Source organism: Campylobacter sp. 10_1_50 (assembly GCF_000238755.1).
Taxonomy (GTDB): domain Bacteria; phylum Campylobacterota; class Campylobacteria; order Campylobacterales; family Campylobacteraceae; genus Campylobacter_A; species Campylobacter_A concisus_R.
The window spans coordinates 148971-165851 of record NZ_JH414888.1; the positions used below are offsets into that span (position 1 = coordinate 148971).

Below are 16881 nucleotides of genomic sequence, written 5' to 3' on the forward strand. Positions count from 1 at the left end.
TGTGCTTACTATATCGTCTATTTTGTATAAATTTTTACTGCTAAATTTCAATAATAATTAGCAAATATATAGTGTTTTTGTGAGTACTCTTAAGGTATTTTTATGATTTTTTATTTGTGATCTTATATAAAAAGCTAAATATCTCAGCCACCGCCTTATATAAATTTGGCGGTATCTCTTGATCGACCTCGACCTTGCTTAAAATTTCAATGAGATCAGGATCCTCTTTGATCGGTATGTCATGCTCTTTTGCAAGGCTTATTATCTTATTTGCTATCTCGCCAGCACCGCTTGCAAGCACCTTTGGAGCGTTATCTTGCGATCTGTTGTAGCCAAGAGCGACGGCTTTTTTCTTATTTACTTGCATCAAATTTTCTTATCAAAGCCCACATCAAGGCCGCCAAAATTTTTAAATCTATCGTTTAGCTTCACCTTTGGCAAGGTTTTGATGTTAAAATTTGAAACGATCAGTCCGAGCTTTGAGATAGCCTGCTTTAGCTCGCTTGAATTTCCTAAGATAAGCTCTTTAAACTCATTTGTCTGCGTTGCCACCGATAGATCGATATAGCGTTTATCCACAAGCCCAACCATCACATTTATCTGGCCAAATTTCTTAAAATTTAGATCGATCTGGGCATAAAATTTATCCTTTTTGCCCTGTTTAAACGCGACATTTCCGCCCTCCACGCCGTCCCAGATATAAGGCATATAAGTTTGTATGCCTCCTTGCAAGCTTGAGACCATCTGGTGCATCTCGATTTGAGAGATCATTTTGTTTGCAGCATTGACGGTCTGGACGTTTTGGCTCTTTTCGCTTATGTTTAAAAGCGTGCTTTTTACATCTTGATTTAGCACCTTTGAAATTTCACTCTGGCTCTTTGTCGTGATGTTATTTATGTCGTTAGTGGCTAGTTTTAGCTGCTTTAAAAGCGCCTTACTCTCGGCTAGATCGCTTTTAGCCGCACTTGCTTCTGGGTCTGCTAGGCTAAGGCTGTGGGCTAGGCGTCTTGCAGCACTTTGGAGCTTATCTTGTAAGCTACCCTCTTTTGAGACGTCGCTAACCTCGTTAAACGCCTTTACAAGTCCAGCCTCATCGCCTATGTTATTTAGCATTTTTAGATCGTTTTTTAGGCTCTCAAGGATAGCTTTTAGTTCTTTGTGATTTTGTGTAAAGCCAAAGTTTTGATTTAGTTTTTCGCTAGCTAAATTTGCTACCTTCTCGCTTAAATTTGAGATGAAATTCTCCATCTTGACTATCTGGCTTTTAACAGCGTCTGCGCTTTGCTCTTTTGAGAAGTTTTTATCCAGAAATTTAGCCACATTATCAAGCTTATCCACATCTTTTAAAAGCGTTTTTATGCTCGAGTTATCAAGGATGTTTTTAGCATCACCGCTCGCTTTTTCAAGCATAGAAGTAAGCTTCATAAATGAGTTTTGATTATCCAAGCTCTCATCATTTAGGGTTAAAATTTGACTAAGTAAATTTTGATTTGAGAGATTTTTTATATCGCTTAGTAGCTTTTGTATAGAGCTTGGCAGCTTCTCTGGGGTGAGCGCATCTTTTAAATTTGCTTCAAGCATGACGCCAGAGTTTTTGATCTGATCATTTAGCGAGCCAGCTTTAAGATCAGCTATTGGCTTTAGAAATTCTTTTAGTTTTAGAGCAAGGCTCTTTATCTCAGGGCTTTCATTTTGCGCAGCTTCTGCCTCTAAGCTTTTTGCAAGGTCTGAGAGCTCGCTAGCTAAATTTGGAGCGATCTTGGTGTCTTTTGCTTGAGATAAAATTTGCTCAGCTTTGCTAAGGCTTGAAGCGCTTTTTAGATCATCAAGCACCCTTGCAACTAGCTTACCAACGTTATCAAGGGCGTTTGCAACGGTTTGCTCACTTGGCGCCCCAGCTGGCTGATTTTTAAAAAGCGAACCCTCGTTTTTACGGACAGGCGCGTTTTGGGTGGCGTTTTGCCCAGTTTGAACCGAGGTGTTTGATATATTTAGAGAATTTGCTACGTCCATTTTCTACTTTTTATTTTCTCTATCGGCAAAATTGCCATTTTGCTGAATAGTAGCGATCCCAGCCGTCCTTGCAACGAGCCTGTCGTTGTACTCTTTTCTCATGTGCTGTGGTATGGTCTTTTGCGTTAGTGCAAATAAAATAAGCCCAACATAAAGCACCAAATAGACATAGATAAAGCCAAATGCGCCAAAAATTTTCATCGCATAGCTCATAAGAAGCGGCGAGAAAAGCGAGGCAAAAGAGTAGCTAAAAAGTAGCGCTCTTGCCACTTGGACGCTCTTTGTCTTGTCTGTGATCTCGTCATTTGCCCTAGCAAGCGAAAGTCCGTATGTGCAAAAAATGCCACCTCCAAAGAAAAATGAAAGTATGTATTGAATGATCAAATTTGAGCCATTTAGCAAAAAGAGTGCTGCACTAACTAATGCCACGGCGCTGCAAAGCAAGAGCGCTGGGCGTCTGCCGTATCTATCTGAAAAGCCTCCGATAAATGTTTGAGCCAAAAAGCCTCCAGCCATCGCTATGGTCATAAAAAATGACGCCTCTTTTGCGCTATATCCTTGAAGCAAGACAAAGAGGCTTGCCATAGAAAAAAAGCCATTTATCGCTAAACCCGCAACAAGCGCTCCCACAAGGGCAAGTGGGACGATACCAAAAATTTTAGGGATGTTTATGGGTTGGCGCTGCGGGATTTGAGGCTGGTTTATGCGGATTAAATTTAAAGGTATGCTTGAGAGCATGATAAAGGCTGCGCTGATGATGAAAATTTCAAATGCGCTAAGATCAAGCGCTAAGATCAAAATTCCAAGGCCAAAGCTCGTGTAGAAAACGCACTCGTAAAAGGCGATGACGCGCGATCTTATCTTGTTTGGAATTTTAGCATTTAGCCAGCTCTCTATAACCATCAAAAGTGCGTAGTAGCAATATCCCAAAAAGGCTCGCAAAATCGCCCAAAAGATGAGATTACTACTTATCGCATGAAGCATGGCTGAGACTGCAAAGATAGCTGAAAAGATAGCAAAAGCTCTGATGTGGCCGGTGGTTGAGATGACCCTGTGCGCTGTGATCGTGCTAATTAACGCTCCTATAAAAAATCCAGTGTTAATTAGTCCAATCGCAAGCTCGCCTACGCCATTTTGCTTAAGAAGTGCGCTACAAGATGCGATGACTAGGCCATTGCCTATAAAAAGTAGGCTCATGCCTAAAAATAGCGGCCCCATCGAGCGAATGATCCTAAAGCTACTTGCCATCTGCGTCCTTTCTCAAATTATTTTGCATTATCCCAAAGATAAAAGCTCCAATAGGCATCGGAGCAAGCCCCACCAAAAAGCCAGGCACGTTTAGTAAATTTTCATTTTTTAAAAATATAAATCCAAAAAAAAGCATCGCATACGCAACCAAGCGATAAGGCATAAAGGCTGCTGCAAAGCTTCTATCTTTAAATGAAAATTTCTGCTTTTTTAGCCTTGCTTTTTCATCTTTTAGGCTAAACTCTTTTGCCTCATTTCGGGGCAAAATTTCTTCATCCTCTTCGTCCTCTTCTTCTATCTTGGCTAAAATTTCATCTCTTGCATTTTCTAGCCTTGAGTTTATGCGGTTTTTATAGGCAAAAAAGCTAGCCGTTAGGATGATAAGCGAGGCAAAAAATGAAATTTGCGAGCTTATAAAAAATTGATTTGATATAAATTTGCCAACCACGCTAAGGGCTAGCCAAAGCGTAAAGTAGCAAATACAAAGCCTGCTAATCGTCCTCGTCATCATCGTCTTTTGTGTAGCCCTTATATCTAGTCTCGTCCTTTAGCTCATCTAGACTTTTAACCTGCGCTTTGTAGGCTTTATAGACATTTAAAATAGCAGCTGCGATGCCAATAGCAAAGCCTATCCAAAGCGCTGGCGTGAAATTTGTAGCCTTTTTTACAAGATATCCTAGCCCAGTGCCAAGCAAGATCGCAACTACGATTGAAACGCCAAGGCTTAGCTGCTCAGCTCCTGCTACGATATCTTTTACTTTTAGCTTTGCCATTAAGCTTTTATCTCCAAAAATGCCTCTTTAGCTGCATTTACCGCTAGATCGATATCGGCTTCACTCATCGCGTCGCAGACAAATCCCGTCTCAAACTGACTAGGTGCAAGATAAATTCCGCGTCTAAGCATCGCTTGGTGAAATTTAGCAAAGAGTTTTGTGTCGCTCTTTAGCGCATCGTCGTAGTTTTTTACTGCATGCTCTGTAAAAAAGTAGCCAAACATCGAGCCACGAACCTCAGTTTGGATAGCAATACCTGCGCTTTTTGCAGCTTCTTTGAAGCCCTCCATTAGTTTTTTAGCTAGTTTTTCAAGTCTAGCGTATAAATTTACGTCGTTATTTATCTTTGAAATAGCCGCTATACCAGCGCTCATCGCCACTGGGTTGCCACTTAGCGTGCCTGCTTGATAGACAGCGCCCTCTGGGCTTAGGCAGTCCATGATCTTAGCTTTGCCACCAAATGCAGCGACGTTCATGCCTCCGCCTATAACCTTGCCAAATGTGACAAGATCGGCATCTACTTCGTGAAATGGATATGAGCCAAGGCGAGAAGCTCTAAAGCCGCTCATAACCTCATCAAGAATGAGCACAGCGCCAAATTTATCGCAAAGCTCTCTAAGCTCACGTAAAAATTTCTTATCAGCTGGCACAAGTCCCATATTTCCAGCGATTGGCTCGATTATGACGACGCCTATTTTGTCTTTATTATTTTCAAAAATAGCTTTTACGCTTTCAATGTCGTTATAAACTGCTAGGTATGTGTTTTTCACAACATCTTGTGGCACGCCGCCGCTTGAAGCGTTGCCATATGTCGTTGCGCCACTTCCTGCTTTGATAAGAAGTGCGTCGCTGTGTCCGTGATAGCAGCCTTCAAATTTGATAAGGCCGTCTTTTTTAGAGTAACCTCTAGCCACTCTGATCGCGCTCATGGTAGCCTCCGTGCCAGAGCTAACGAAGCGAATTTTATCTATTTGTTTAAACTCATCACATATTAGCTTTGCTAAAGCGGTCTCTTTTGGTGAGGGAGCGCCGTAAGATACGCCTTGTTTTACAGCAGAGATGATCGCTTCTTCTATGTCTTTGTCGCAGTGACCAAAGATGAGCGGGCCCCAGCTTTGGATGAAGTCAAGGTACTTTTTGCCCTCGACGTCGTATAGATAAGCGCCCTTAGCATGATCTATCATCACAGGCTCGCCTCCAACGCTGCCAAATGCACGAACAGGTGAATTTACGCCGCCTGGGATATATTTTTTAGCTTCACTAAATGCCTCTTTATTTGTCATTTTTTATCCTTTTGATTTTGTGTTTTTAAATTTGTCTTTTGATTATCTTTTTGATTAGTTACTGGTTTTACTGAAGCCTTTTGTGCCTGCGTGCTAGCTGGCTTTACAGGCTCAGCTGGTTTTGCAGGAGCGCTCTTGGCTGGCTCTGCAGTTTGTGCGCTTGGGGCAGCTTTGGCAGGTTCTGGCTGTTTTTGCGTAGCAGCAGGGGTGGCTGGCTTAGCTAAATTTTTTGGTGCTACTTTTGCCGCTTTTGCAGGAGGTTTCATCTGATTTGTGATGTATTCATAAAGGATGGTCGTCTCCTCGTCTGTCAAAAAGTAGCTTGGCATGACGCCTTTTGGCTTTGTAAGAGCTGCTTTAAAGCTTTCAAAATCTATATCGTTTATCTTTGGTGCTCTAAGCTCATCATCGACCGTTTTGTTTGTTTTTTTGTCAAAGTGCTTGTATTTAGAGATTAGGCTGCCCTCGCCCTTTGCGCCGTGACATTTATCGCAGCCTATGCCACGCGGATTTAGGTAGAGCATCTTGGCGTACTCGGTTTTTGTGATAAAATCAGCTCCAAAAATCGCCACGCAAAAAAGCAAAATCAAAAAAACAGACCTCATAAACCTCTCTTTTAAAAATTTAATTTATTTTTAGGTATGATACCACCCTTGTGATTAAAAAAGCTTTTAAGTAAGGATCGAATATGAAAATTTTAGACGGAAAAGCCGTATCTTTAAAGGTCAAAGAAAGCGTAAAAGTAAGAGCTGATGAGCTAAAGAAATTTAGTATCGAGCCAACCTTAGCCGTCGTCTTGGTCGGTGAAGATAAAGCATCTCAAACATACGTTAGAGCCAAAGAGAAAGCCTGCAACGAATACGGCATAAAAAGCGTAGCTCACCGTCTAAGTGAAAATACAACCCAAAACGAGCTACTTGCACTTATAAACGTGCTAAATTTAGACGATAGCATCCATGGCATCTTGGTTCAATTGCCACTGCCAAAGCACATCGACACAAACGTCGTGCTCGCAGCGATCGATCCACGAAAAGATGTAGATGGCTTTCACGCTGTAAATGTTGGCAAACTTGTTAGCGGACTTGATGGCTTCGTGCCTTGCACACCGCTTGGCGTGATGGAGATTTTAAAAGAGTATGATATAGAAGTGGCTGGGCTAAATGCAGTGGTGATTGGCAGAAGCAACATCGTTGGCAAACCTATGGCAAATTTACTCCTAAATGCCTCTGCAACGGTTACTGTGACGCACAGCAAGACTAAAAATTTAAAAGAAATTTGCAAAAATGCTGACCTCATCGTTGCAGCCATTGGCAAGCCATTTTTCTTAAAGGCCGACATGGTAAAAGATGGCGCAGTAGTCGTTGATGTGGGCATAAACAGACTTGATGATGGCAGGCTTGTGGGCGATGTGGATTTTGACGAGGTCGCACCAAAATGCTCATACATCACGCCTGTTCCTGGCGGCGTTGGTCCGATGACCATAGCCATGCTTTTAAACAACACAATCCTTGCTGCACAAGCAAAGATAGCTAAAAATTAAAGAGTGAGATAATGAAGAGAGCTTTTACTAAATTTTATGACTTTTGCTCGAGCTGGACAGGCACGGTTATCATCGTTTTGCTTGTCATTTTCTTTGTAGCTCAAGCCTTTGTGATCCCGTCTGGTTCGATGAAAAACACACTTTTGGTTGGGGATTTTTTATTTGCTAAAAAGTATGTTTATGGCATACCAACACCAAGAATTCCATGGCTTGAGGTAAAAATTTTACCTGAGCTAAATGACAATGGTCACCTCATCACAGGTGATGGTCCTGCAAGGGGCGATATAGTCGTATTTCGCTATCCAAAAGATGAGAAAACTCACTTTGTAAAGCGCTGCTTTGCAACTAGCGAGGACGAGATCGTTTTTACTGAAAAAGCCCTCTATCTACGCCCAAAAGAGGGAGATAGCTTTATAAAGGCAAACTGCCGTGAAAATTTAAATGGCAAAGAGAGCAAATTTGGCTACTCATGCAGCGACGTTGTCGAGCTTGATGGCAAACTTTTCATAAAAGAGCCATATAGATTTAGCGGCATCCACTACGATGAAAATGTAAATTTATTTGAGCAGATGGTTTTCATGCTAAATACAAACAAATCAAACGTTTTTATGAAGCCAGCGCTCATTAGCTCACTACCGCAAAATCCAAATTTTAACTTTAACGCTTTTTACGTCAAAGTGCCAAAAGATGAGTACTTTATGATAGGTGACAACCGCGACCACTCAAACGATAGCCGTTTTTGGGGAAGCGTGGCTTACAAGGACATAGTCGGTCAGCCTTGGTTTATATATTTTAGCTGGGACAGCAACTACAATGTGCGCTGGGAGCGTATCGGACGCTTTGTAGATACGATAGAAAATGATGAGTTTTTCACAAAACAAGCTCTAAAAGAGGGAGAAGTTGATGGACTTCACTAATTTTGACCCCATAAAAGTCGCCACTATCGTCATCTCTTTAATAATCGCCATCGTCGGTCACGAGATCGCGCACGGATATGTCGCTTATAAATTTGGCGACAACACCGCAAAAAGCCTTGGCAGACTTAGCATAAATCCCATAAAACACATCGATCTTGTTGGCACCATCATCGTGCCACTGGTGCTTTATCTAAGCACTGGCATGATGTTTGGCTGGGCAAAACCAGTGCCTGTAAATACCTACACAGTCGTGCGAAATGGCGGCTACAAGGCAGCTATCTACGTAAGTCTAGCTGGCATTTGCTACAACATCATCCTAGGCATCTTATCGCTTTTTGTGCTAAAGGCTCTATTAAATATAGAAACCTTTGAAATTTTACTTCAGTTTTTATTTACGCTTGCGCTTTTAAATTTGATGTTAGCCATCTTTAATCTCTATCCGATCCCGCCACTTGATGGCTTTCACGCGACCCAGTACGCGCTTAGAAATTTTGGTTTTCACGCACTAGCTGAAAAGCTTGAGGGCATCTCAAGATACGGCTTTTTCATCCTTATCATCATCCTCATCTCGCCTTTAAAAGATACTATCTTTTATCCGACAAGATACGTTTTAGATATCGCAAGCGCCTTTATAAATGGCTAAATTTAGAGCAAATTTGCTCTAAATTTTTGGCTTTGTGATCTTATAAGAGTACTCTTTTTTAAATTCCTCTTTTGGTGCGAGGCTAAATTTAAGCTCCACTTTGCCATCTTTGCTGATATCTTTTTTATCAAAGCCCTTTATCTCGACCTTTACCGCCTCGTCGGCAGATACTGGCACACGATCGACCAAGGCGACATCGACACTTTTACTTGAGTTATTTTTGACGCTTATCTCATAGCCCTCTTCGCTTATTCGCTCTTTGCCAAGAAGCGAGCTCTTTTTAAATTTATTTAAGCGCTCTTTTTTAAGCTCAATTAGCTCGTTTTGTCCCAAAAATAGCTGCACTGGCTCATCTTTAGCTTTCATCTCAAACTCGCTAGGACTACCAACACTCACACCATTAACATAAAACTGCGTTTTAGCTGGCGTTAGATCGTCATTTAGCTTAAAGCTAGCTACGTTATATGCCTTTAATGAGTCGTAAAAATCAGCAAAAACGCTAAAATTTGCGTCCATTTTTTGCGTGTCGTAAGTTATATATTTGCTCTCGCCTTTTGCTAAATTTATCCCATCTATCTTCCAAATTTTGGCAAACTCATTCTCATCTCTTTGCACACGCATATCAGCGACCTCAGCGGCGACTTTCGCGGCTCTTAGCATATTTTTTGAAGCGCCGTAACCATCAGCCTCTGCCTCACTCTCCTCGTACCAAGGGTAAAATTTGCTTGGAGCAAGCGCCTTTTGGTATCTGGTCGGATAGATAGCGAGCTTTAAATTTTTAACTTCACTGGCAAATGGGTTGGTGAGTAAAATTTCTTGTTTTATCAAGATATTTTTGTTTTTTGTATCTGCGTAAATTTCATTTAGCGTCTTTGGGGCCTCATCATCCATGTATGAAAGCGTCGCCTCTTTTGGGTCGCAAGCAAATTTCATATCAAGCTGCAAAAATCCAGCCATCTCGCTCTTTGGCTCATTGTCTTTAAGCGCTTCAAGCTCACTTTTAGTAGCTGAAATTTTCTCGATATTTTCTAGGCTAAATTTATAAAACTCATCAGCTCTTTTTGTCACATCGTTACTTTTGTTTTCTTCTACCAAAGCTTGCTCTATAAACCTGCCTCTTGCATTTAGCGCCTCAAGCTTGCTACTTAAATTTGCAACTTCTTGCTTCCATTTTATGTAACTTGGGCTATTTTCTTCGCTGATCTTTTTTAGATAAGCATTCGCGTCACAATCTCCATTTATCGTGATGTTCTCACTCTGCACACCCTCTGGCACAAAGGCGCTAAAAGAGCTATTTGCGTCACTAAATTTTTGAGTGACTATGGTTTGATCTGTGTAGATCTCTATTAGATTTTCATTTGCAAAGGCTAGCGTAGAAGCCACTAAAAAGAGCACTTTTTTCACATTTTCTCCTTTAAATTTTTGGTAAATTATAGCTTCATTTTGGCTGAGAGTAAAATTTTATTTTAATGCAACTTTGACTATAATCAACAAAAAATTTAACGGACTTTTCATGAAGATAGACAAAGTTTTCTTAGCTAGCGATCACGCTGGTTTTGAGCTAAAAAACGAGCTTAAAGAGGCTATTAAAGGGCTTGGATACGAAGTAGTTGATCTTGGCACAAACGATAAAAATAGCGTTGATTACCCTGATTATGCGCATTTGCTAGCAAGCAAGCTTGAGCCTAACTGCTACGGCGTGCTAGTTTGTGGCACTGGCATAGGCATATCAATAGCCGCAAACAGGCACGAAAACGTAAGATGTGCCCTTTGCCACGACGAATTTACCGCTAGACTTGCTAGAGAGCACAACGATGCAAACGTGATCGCCTTTGGCGCAAGAGTTATCGGCACTGGCGTGGCTATCTCGGCGGTTGAAGCATTTTTAAAGACTGAGTTTGCAGGCGGCAGACACGAAAGAAGAGTCAAAAAAATAGAGCTTGAGGCAGGCAAATGATAGGCGAGTGGATCGTTTTTACCGCTCTTGTTTGTGCTGCGATCTACCTAACCGTCATGGTTTTTTACTTCAAAACGCTTCTAAAAAAAGAGCGTGCGACAAAAGATTTTATGAAAAATAACCTCCAAGATACCGAGGTCGTCATAAGAAAATTTCAGATCCAACTCCAAAGAAGTCTAGGCAACATCGACATCTTGACAGATGAGCTAAACAAAACTAAAAACGACGTAACCTCACTTCGCACAAGAAATTCCCAGTACCGCTTAGAAAACGACAAGCTAAGACAACGAATTCGTGAGCTTGAAGGTAAAATTGAAGCACTACTATAACCTCAAATTTAAGGAAATTTATGAAAATTTTAGATCAAAAAGGCAAAGAATTTTTACTAAACTCTATTCGCTGCATAAACGACTTTCCAAAGCCTGGTATAGTTTTTCGCGACATCACGACGCTACTAAATAACAAAGAGGCATTTAACTTTTTGATAGATCATTTGGTGGCTAGATATGAGGACGCAAATATCGACTACATCGCTGGTATAGAGTCTCGTGGCTTCATCTTTGGTGCGGCGCTTGCAGCAAGACTAAGGCTACCTTTTGTGCCTATTCGCAAGCCAAAAAAACTGCCTTTTATCACGCTTTCTCAAAAGTATAGCCTAGAATACGGCGTTGATGAAGTGCAAATTCACATCGATGCTTTTGGAGAAAAAGCAGGCGCTAGAGTGCTTTTAATAGACGATCTCATAGCCACTGGAGGCACTGCGAAGGCTTCAGTTGAGCTTATCAATCAAACTAACGCAACCTGCGTAGAAGCGTGCTTTCTCATAGATCTAGTCGATCTAAAAGGTAGCGAAAAGCTAAAGTCGCTTACTAAAATTTACAGCGTTTTAGAGGTTTAGAATGGAAGAGTTTTTTATAGAACTGCTTAAAGAGTACGGCTACATCATACTTTTTGTCTGGTGTATCATGGAGGGCGAGATGGCCTTAATAATGGCTGGAATCCTCGCTCACACCACGCACATGCACATCGCACTTGCTATCTTTGTGGCTGGACTTGGAGGCTTTGTGGGAGACCAAATTTACTTCTATCTTGGCCGTTACAATAAAAAATACATCGCAAAAAGGCTTCACACGCAGCGGAGAAAATTTGCAGTGGCGCACATAATGCTGAAAAAATACGGCTGGCCGATCATCTTTTTGCAACGCTATATGTATGGCTTTCGTGTCATCATACCGCTTTGCATAGGACTTACTGGCTATGATGCTAAAAAATACGCCTTTATAAATTTAATTAGCGCTTGGTGCTGGGCGGCGATCACCACCATACCTGCTTGGATACTTGGCGAGCATATACTTGTGCTTTTGCAAGAAGCAAAAGAGCACTGGTACGTCGCTATCCCAGTGGTTGCTATATTTATGGGGCTTTTGATCTATGCATTTAAGCGCATCGAAAATAAAATTTTAAACGAAAGGAGAGATAGAAAACATGCAGTTTCAAATAGTTGATAAGAAATTAAAAGACATAAAAGCTGATATTGAACTAATTTTCGTAGTAGATAAGGACTTAAAACATAAATTTATAGGCGATAAAGAGGCTATTAAATTTAATAATTATAAGGGCGAAAGCGTCCTTGTCCTAAGCGAGGCAAAAAGGGCCTATGTGCCACTTTCTAAGCTTGATCTTGACGAGCTTAGAGTTGCGGCTGCTAAAGCTTATAACGCGTTAAAGTCACTTAACATCAAGAGCATAAAGCTAGCTTCTTACGTAGCGCAGTGTCAAAAACTTAGCTTTGAGGCGCTAGCTGAGGGCTTTTTGCTTGGAAGTTATGAATTTAACAAATATAAAGAGAAAAAAGAGAAATACACCCTAAAAGAGATCATCTTTTCTACTGAAGAATTTGCTGGCAAAAAGGTCGATCTAAAGGCAGCAAATGAGGGCTTTAAAGAGGCGGAGATAATAGCAAGTGCTACAAATTTCACAAAAGATATCGTAAATGAAATCCCAGAAATTTACACACCACAAAAGATGGCGCAGGACGCTTTAAATTTAGCCAAAAACATCACAAGCATAAAGTGCGAGGTCTATGACGAGAAATTTCTAGCAAAAGAGAATATGAATGCATTTTTGGCAGTAAATCGTGCAAGCGTGCATAAACCAAGGCTCATCCACCTAACCTATAAGCCTAAAAAGTCTAAAAAACGCATCATCTTTGTCGGCAAAGGCCTAACATACGATAGCGGCGGACTTAGCTTGAAGCCGGCTGATTATATGCTAACAATGAAATCAGACAAAAGCGGTGCAGCAGCAGCTCTTGGCATCATAAAAGGCGCAGCGGAGCTAAATTTACCATTTGAAATTCACGCCATTTTGGGTGCAACTGAAAATATGATCGGTGGCAATGCCTATAAGCCAGACGACGTGCTTATTTCAAGAAGCGGCGTTAGCATAGAGGTTAGAAACACCGACGCAGAGGGACGTTTGGTGCTGGCTGACTGCCTAAGCTACGCACAAGACTTTAAACCAGACATCCTAATCGACATGGCAACCCTAACTGGCGCTTGCGTCGTAGGACTTGGCGAATACACAACAGGCATCATGGGCAACAGCGAGAGCCTAAAAAGCGAGTTTAAAAACAAGATAAAAGATAGCGGCGAGCTAGCGACTACGCTTGATTTTAACCCTTATCTTAGCGAGCTTATCAAAAGCCAGATCGCAGATGTTAGCAACTGCGCCTCAAGTAGATATGGCGGCGCTATCACAGCTGGCATGTTTCTAGCTAAATTTATCAAAGATGAGTACAAAGATAAGTGGCTACACCTTGATATCGCAGGCCCAGCATACCGCGAAAAGGCTTGGGGATACAACCAAGTAGGTGCGAGTGGGGCTGGCGTGAGGATGAATTTATACTTTTTACAAGCACTTAGCAAGGAGAATTGATGGGACTTTCAGTTGGAATCGTAGGCCTACCAAATGTGGGCAAATCAACGACATTTAACGCACTTACAAAGGCGCAAAATGCCGAGAGTGCGAACTATCCGTTTTGCACTATCGAGCCAAACAAAGCCATCGTGCCAGTGCCTGATAAGCGCCTAAATGAGCTTGCAAAGATAGTCAGTCCTAATAAAATTCAATACTCAACCATCGAATTTGTAGATATCGCAGGCCTTGTAAAAGGGGCAAGCTCTGGCGAGGGACTTGGCAATAAATTTTTATCAAACATCAGAGAAACCGAGCTTATTTTACACATCGTTCGCTGCTTTGAGGATGAAAACATCACTCACGTCGAAGGCAGCGTCGATCCAGTAAGAGACATCGAGATCATCCAAACCGAGCTGATACTAGCTGACATCGAGCAGCTTAATAAAAAGATAGAAAAGCTCACAAGAGAGGCAAAAGCAAATGCAAAAGGCGCAAAAGAGGCGCTTGAGATAGCAAATTTACTTCTAGCTCACCTAAACGATGGCAAAAGCGCAAGCAGTTTCGAACAAAGAGATAGCGAGGCGTTTTTGGCACTCAACAAAGAGCTAAGGCTTCTAAGCGCAAAAGAGGTAGTTTATGGCGCAAATGTCGATGAAGAGGGGCTTAGCGAAGATAATAAATTTGTAAAAGCGCTAAAAGAGTATGCTAAAGCTTCAGACCACGAGGTGATCAAGCTTTGCGCCAAGGTCGAAGAGGAGCTAATAGGTCTAAGCGATGAGGAGGCTCACGAGTTTTTGGCATCTCTTGGCACGAGCGAGAGCGGCCTTGAAAAGATCATCAAAACATCTTTTGCGAAGCTAAATTTGATAAGCTATTTCACCGCTGGTGTCGTAGAAGTAAGGGCTTGGACGATCACAAATGGTTGGAAAGCGCCAAAAGCAGCAAGTGTCATCCACAACGACTTTGAGAGGGGCTTTATCAGAGCTGAAGTGATAAGCTATGATGACTACATCGCACATGGCGGCGAAAACGGAGCCAAAGAGGCTGGCAAGATGAGACTTGAGGGCAAAGACTACGTCGTGCAAGATGGCGACGTGATGCACTTTAGGTTTAATGTCTAAAATTTTACAAGGTTTTTACCTTGTAAAATTCACTTGTAAAAGATCAAATTTAAATTTTTTAATCGCCTCAACTAACTTGGCTTAAAATTTATCTAGCAGATAAATTTTTAAAATCTGCAAAATTTAACTTTTAAATTTTTATACTCGTTATTATACATACAAAAATGACTAGGATTAAATTTACCATAGCGTTAGTTATCCTTTTTTGTATTTATACAGGGCTTTTAGCGATACCATAAAACACCCAACTTACCAGAAACAAAAAGGTATTTGTGTAAAATGTAGTGAGCATTTTGATATAAGTGATATGGAAGCTGATCATATTACACCATGGAGCGAAGGCGGAAAGACAATATCTCAAAACTGTCAAATGCTTTGCAAGAATTGTAATAGGATAAAATCAAATAGGTGATTATGACTGATTACCCTTTGAGGATGGTGCGAATAGTATTATAATACTATTTTATAGTATCTTACTATCAGGCGAGTAGTAAGATACTACTATAAGTAAGTAAAATTATTTTCTTTCTACTGTTGTGCTAGCACTACTAAAGGATACATATTTTTTTAACGGTTTTACATCAGCTGGTGCTTTATCAAAGTAGTCACCGCTATCTCCACATTGTAATTGTCCTCTAACTTTTATCTTTGCGTATCTAAATTTGTTATCGTTTGTTAGTTCAAATTGTGCATAATTTGCTAGATCATATCTACCTATACCACCGACTTCTAAATCTTGGTCATCTTTATCATAAACTACGTATCTTTCTTCTCTTCTGTCGTTTTTATCAATATTTATTAATTTATATTTTACATCAGCTACAAGCCAGTCATATTTAACAGATGTGTCTTGGCATGCTTCTTTAAAACTTCTTGCTACTTTACCGCTAACACCATCACTATTCCAGCAGCCTGATAGTGTTAGAGCCATAATACCACTCAATGCTAATAATGAAACTTTTTTCATATACTTTCCTTTTATATTTTTTAGATTTAAGCTCTAAAAACAATTCATTTTTTCTAAATTTTCCTTGCGGAAATGAAAAATTTATGTTTTTCATCGCTTGATTGGCTATTTTATCCTTTTATTTTTAAAGTTTTCACTTTATGCGACTTAAATTTAAACCTCTTTTGCGCTGTTTTTAAAGACATTTACCACGCTGGCTCGTTTGTGGCAAATTTCAGCATACTCTTTCTCACTTTTTGAATCATAGACTATGCCAGCTCCAGCTCCGACAAAGACGTCGCTAAAGCCATTTTTAGCTGGCACAAAGATGGCTGAGCGGATGAGGATCGCCACCTGAGCGTCGCCATTAAAATGCAAAAATCCAATGCCCCCACCATAGATATTTCGCTCAAAAATTTCAAGCTCATTAATTATCTGCATCGCTCTGATTTTTGGCGCACCGCTTAGCGTGCCAGCTGGGAAGATGCTAGCTAGCACGTCAAAAAGGTTAAGCTCCCTAGCGCACTTGCCATAGACGTCGCTCACGATGTGCATCACTTTTTCAAATTTCTGGATATGCATCGCATTTTTCACGACCACGCTTTTTGGCTCTGAGACCCTGCCGATGTCATTTCTGGCAAGATCGATTAGCATCTTATGTTCAGCCAGCTCCTTTTCGTCGCTTAGTAGCTCATTTTCAAGCGCCGCATCAGCGTTTGCATCGCCCCCTCTTGGTCTTGTACCAGCAATTGGTGCTACAAAAATTTGCTCACTTTTCATCTCAAAAACAAGCTCAGGCGATGAGCCAACCACATCACCATAAGGCGTAGGAAAATGAAACATATATGGGCTAGGATTTGCTATGGCAAGCTTTTTGTAAAAGTCCAAGCTACTCATATTCGTTGAAATTTCAAGTAGCTCACCAAGCACCACTTGAAAGACATCGCCACTTCTTATGTATTCTTTTGCCACCTCGACCATATCCTCAAAGTGTTTCTTCTCGCTACTAAGGTCAGTTTTTATGCTAAATTCACACTCTTTTTCGCCTTTATGCTCTGCCTTTAAATTTAGCAAAAAGTCATAATACCTCTCTTTATCTCCATAAAAAGTGTAAATTTTACTCATCTTATCAAAGTGAAGATATGCTTTAGCATTGGCGTAGATAAATTTTGGAAACTCATACTTTTTAGCCTTCTCTTCGCCGATATACTCAAAGTATCTCACGCCGTCATAAGCAAAAACGCCAAAAAGTCCAGCAAAAGGTGCGAGTGATCTGTTACGGTTAGTATCAAAGTAGCTTCTAAGTCCGTAAAAGTCCATATCTTTTTCGTCGATATATTCGCAGTCTATGCCGATTATCGTTTGCGTCTTGTCTTCAGCAAGGTAGCTATTTTTAAATTTCTCTCTGATCGCTTCATAATAAAAAAGTGGTTGTTCTAAGAGCATATTTTTCCTTTTAAATTTTTATTGATTATAAAAAATTTTCGCTTTTACTTTTTAGAATTTTGGCTAAATTTTTAA

At 40.7% G+C, this 16881-nt stretch carries 19 protein-coding genes and 1 pseudogene; 10 read left to right on the forward strand and 10 right to left on the reverse strand.

Annotation, left to right across the window (positions count from 1 at the left end):
* Positions 1-100: 100 nt before the first annotated feature.
* From HMPREF1019_RS05035 to HMPREF1019_RS10105, 7 genes and pseudogenes are all read right to left on the reverse strand, one after another.
* Positions 101-370, reverse strand: coding sequence for a FlhB-like flagellar biosynthesis protein (locus HMPREF1019_RS05035; protein ID WP_223154848.1), 270 nt, complete (start codon positions 368-370; stop codon positions 101-103).
* Positions 367-2013, reverse strand: a complete 1647-nt coding sequence (locus tag HMPREF1019_RS05040; protein WP_009294627.1) for a flagellar hook-length control protein FliK — start codon at positions 2011-2013, stop codon at positions 367-369. The genes HMPREF1019_RS05035 and HMPREF1019_RS05040 overlap by 4 nt, the downstream gene beginning before the upstream one ends.
* Positions 2014-2016: 3 nt before the next feature.
* Complete coding sequence (locus tag HMPREF1019_RS05045; RefSeq protein WP_009294628.1) at positions 2017-3261, reverse strand: MFS transporter; 1245 nt, start codon at positions 3259-3261, stop codon at positions 2017-2019.
* Positions 3251-3769 carry a hypothetical protein gene (locus tag HMPREF1019_RS05050; RefSeq protein WP_232210172.1) on the reverse strand — a complete coding sequence of 173 codons (519 nt, stop codon included), beginning with the start codon at positions 3767-3769 and terminating at the stop codon, positions 3251-3253. The genes HMPREF1019_RS05045 and HMPREF1019_RS05050 overlap by 11 nt, the downstream gene beginning before the upstream one ends.
* On the reverse strand, positions 3753-4034 hold the full coding sequence (locus HMPREF1019_RS05055) for an AtpZ/AtpI family protein (RefSeq protein ID WP_009294630.1): 282 nt from the start codon (positions 4032-4034) through the stop codon (positions 3753-3755). The genes HMPREF1019_RS05050 and HMPREF1019_RS05055 overlap by 17 nt, the downstream gene beginning before the upstream one ends.
* Positions 4034-5317 (reverse strand): glutamate-1-semialdehyde 2,1-aminomutase, encoded by a 1284-nt coding sequence (hemL, locus tag HMPREF1019_RS05060; protein ID WP_009294631.1) that lies wholly within the window; start codon positions 5315-5317, stop codon positions 4034-4036. The genes HMPREF1019_RS05055 and hemL overlap by 1 nt, the downstream gene beginning before the upstream one ends.
* 269 nt (positions 5318-5586) lie before the next feature.
* Positions 5587-5922: pseudogene (locus HMPREF1019_RS10105) on the reverse strand (c-type cytochrome); the annotation flags it as partial.
* An 83-nt stretch (positions 5923-6005) separates the two neighbouring features.
* Between HMPREF1019_RS10105 and folD the strand changes: the two are divergent.
* Genes folD through HMPREF1019_RS05080 form a run of 3 tightly spaced genes read left to right on the forward strand, consistent with a single transcriptional unit; the run spans position 6006 to position 8417 of the window.
* Entirely contained in the window at positions 6006-6857 is an 852-nt protein-coding gene (gene folD, locus HMPREF1019_RS05070; RefSeq protein ID WP_009294633.1) for a bifunctional methylenetetrahydrofolate dehydrogenase/methenyltetrahydrofolate cyclohydrolase FolD, read from the forward strand.
* 11 nt (positions 6858-6868) lie between these two features.
* Complete coding sequence (gene lepB, locus HMPREF1019_RS05075; RefSeq protein WP_009294634.1) at positions 6869-7774, forward strand: signal peptidase I; 906 nt, start codon at positions 6869-6871, stop codon at positions 7772-7774.
* A complete protein-coding gene (locus HMPREF1019_RS05080) occupies positions 7761-8417 on the forward strand; it encodes a site-2 protease family protein (protein ID WP_009294635.1) in 657 nt (218 codons plus the stop codon). The genes lepB and HMPREF1019_RS05080 overlap by 14 nt, the downstream gene beginning before the upstream one ends.
* Before the next feature lie 18 nt (positions 8418-8435).
* Here HMPREF1019_RS05080 and HMPREF1019_RS05085 read toward each other — a convergent pair whose 3' ends face one another.
* A complete protein-coding gene (locus tag HMPREF1019_RS05085; RefSeq protein ID WP_009294636.1) occupies positions 8436-9821 on the reverse strand; it encodes a DUF4139 domain-containing protein in 1386 nt (461 codons plus the stop codon).
* 109 nt (positions 9822-9930) lie between these two features.
* Between HMPREF1019_RS05085 and rpiB the strand changes: the two genes are divergently transcribed.
* The 7 genes from rpiB to HMPREF1019_RS10510 all read left to right on the forward strand — a co-directional run bounded on the left by rpiB (position 9931) and on the right by HMPREF1019_RS10510 (position 14826).
* Positions 9931-10374, forward strand: a complete 444-nt coding sequence (rpiB, locus tag HMPREF1019_RS05090) for a ribose 5-phosphate isomerase B (RefSeq protein ID WP_009294637.1) — start codon at positions 9931-9933, stop codon at positions 10372-10374.
* Positions 10371-10703 (forward strand): hypothetical protein, encoded by a 333-nt coding sequence (locus tag HMPREF1019_RS05095; protein WP_002939538.1) that lies wholly within the window; start codon positions 10371-10373, stop codon positions 10701-10703. The genes rpiB and HMPREF1019_RS05095 overlap by 4 nt, the downstream gene beginning before the upstream one ends.
* Before the next feature lie 20 nt (positions 10704-10723).
* Positions 10724-11272 carry an adenine phosphoribosyltransferase gene (apt, locus tag HMPREF1019_RS05100; protein WP_009294638.1) on the forward strand — a complete coding sequence of 183 codons (549 nt, stop codon included), beginning with the start codon at positions 10724-10726 and terminating at the stop codon, positions 11270-11272.
* Between the two features lies 1 nt (position 11273).
* On the forward strand, positions 11274-11879 hold the full coding sequence (locus HMPREF1019_RS05105) for a DedA family protein (RefSeq protein ID WP_009294639.1): 606 nt from the start codon (positions 11274-11276) through the stop codon (positions 11877-11879).
* A complete protein-coding gene (locus HMPREF1019_RS05110; RefSeq protein ID WP_009294640.1) occupies positions 11860-13311 on the forward strand; it encodes a leucyl aminopeptidase in 1452 nt (483 codons plus the stop codon). Before HMPREF1019_RS05105 ends, HMPREF1019_RS05110 begins: the two co-directional genes overlap by 20 nt.
* Positions 13311-14414: a redox-regulated ATPase YchF gene (gene ychF / locus HMPREF1019_RS05115; RefSeq protein ID WP_009294641.1), complete on the forward strand. Its 1104-nt coding sequence runs from the start codon at positions 13311-13313 to the stop codon at positions 14412-14414. The genes HMPREF1019_RS05110 and ychF overlap by 1 nt, the downstream gene beginning before the upstream one ends.
* A 205-nt stretch (positions 14415-14619) precedes the next feature.
* Positions 14620-14826, forward strand: coding sequence for an HNH endonuclease (locus HMPREF1019_RS10510; RefSeq protein ID WP_034901404.1), 207 nt, complete (start codon positions 14620-14622; stop codon positions 14824-14826).
* A 105-nt stretch (positions 14827-14931) separates the two neighbouring features.
* Here the strand turns inward: HMPREF1019_RS10510 and HMPREF1019_RS05125 are convergent, their stop codons facing one another.
* Together HMPREF1019_RS05125 and HMPREF1019_RS05130 are read right to left on the reverse strand one after the other, a co-directional pair.
* Positions 14932-15381, reverse strand: a complete 450-nt coding sequence (locus HMPREF1019_RS05125; protein WP_009294642.1) for a hypothetical protein — start codon at positions 15379-15381, stop codon at positions 14932-14934.
* Between the two features lie 153 nt (positions 15382-15534).
* A complete protein-coding gene (locus HMPREF1019_RS05130; RefSeq protein WP_009294643.1) occupies positions 15535-16806 on the reverse strand; it encodes an anthranilate synthase component I family protein in 1272 nt (423 codons plus the stop codon).
* Positions 16807-16881 lie beyond the last annotated feature (75 nt).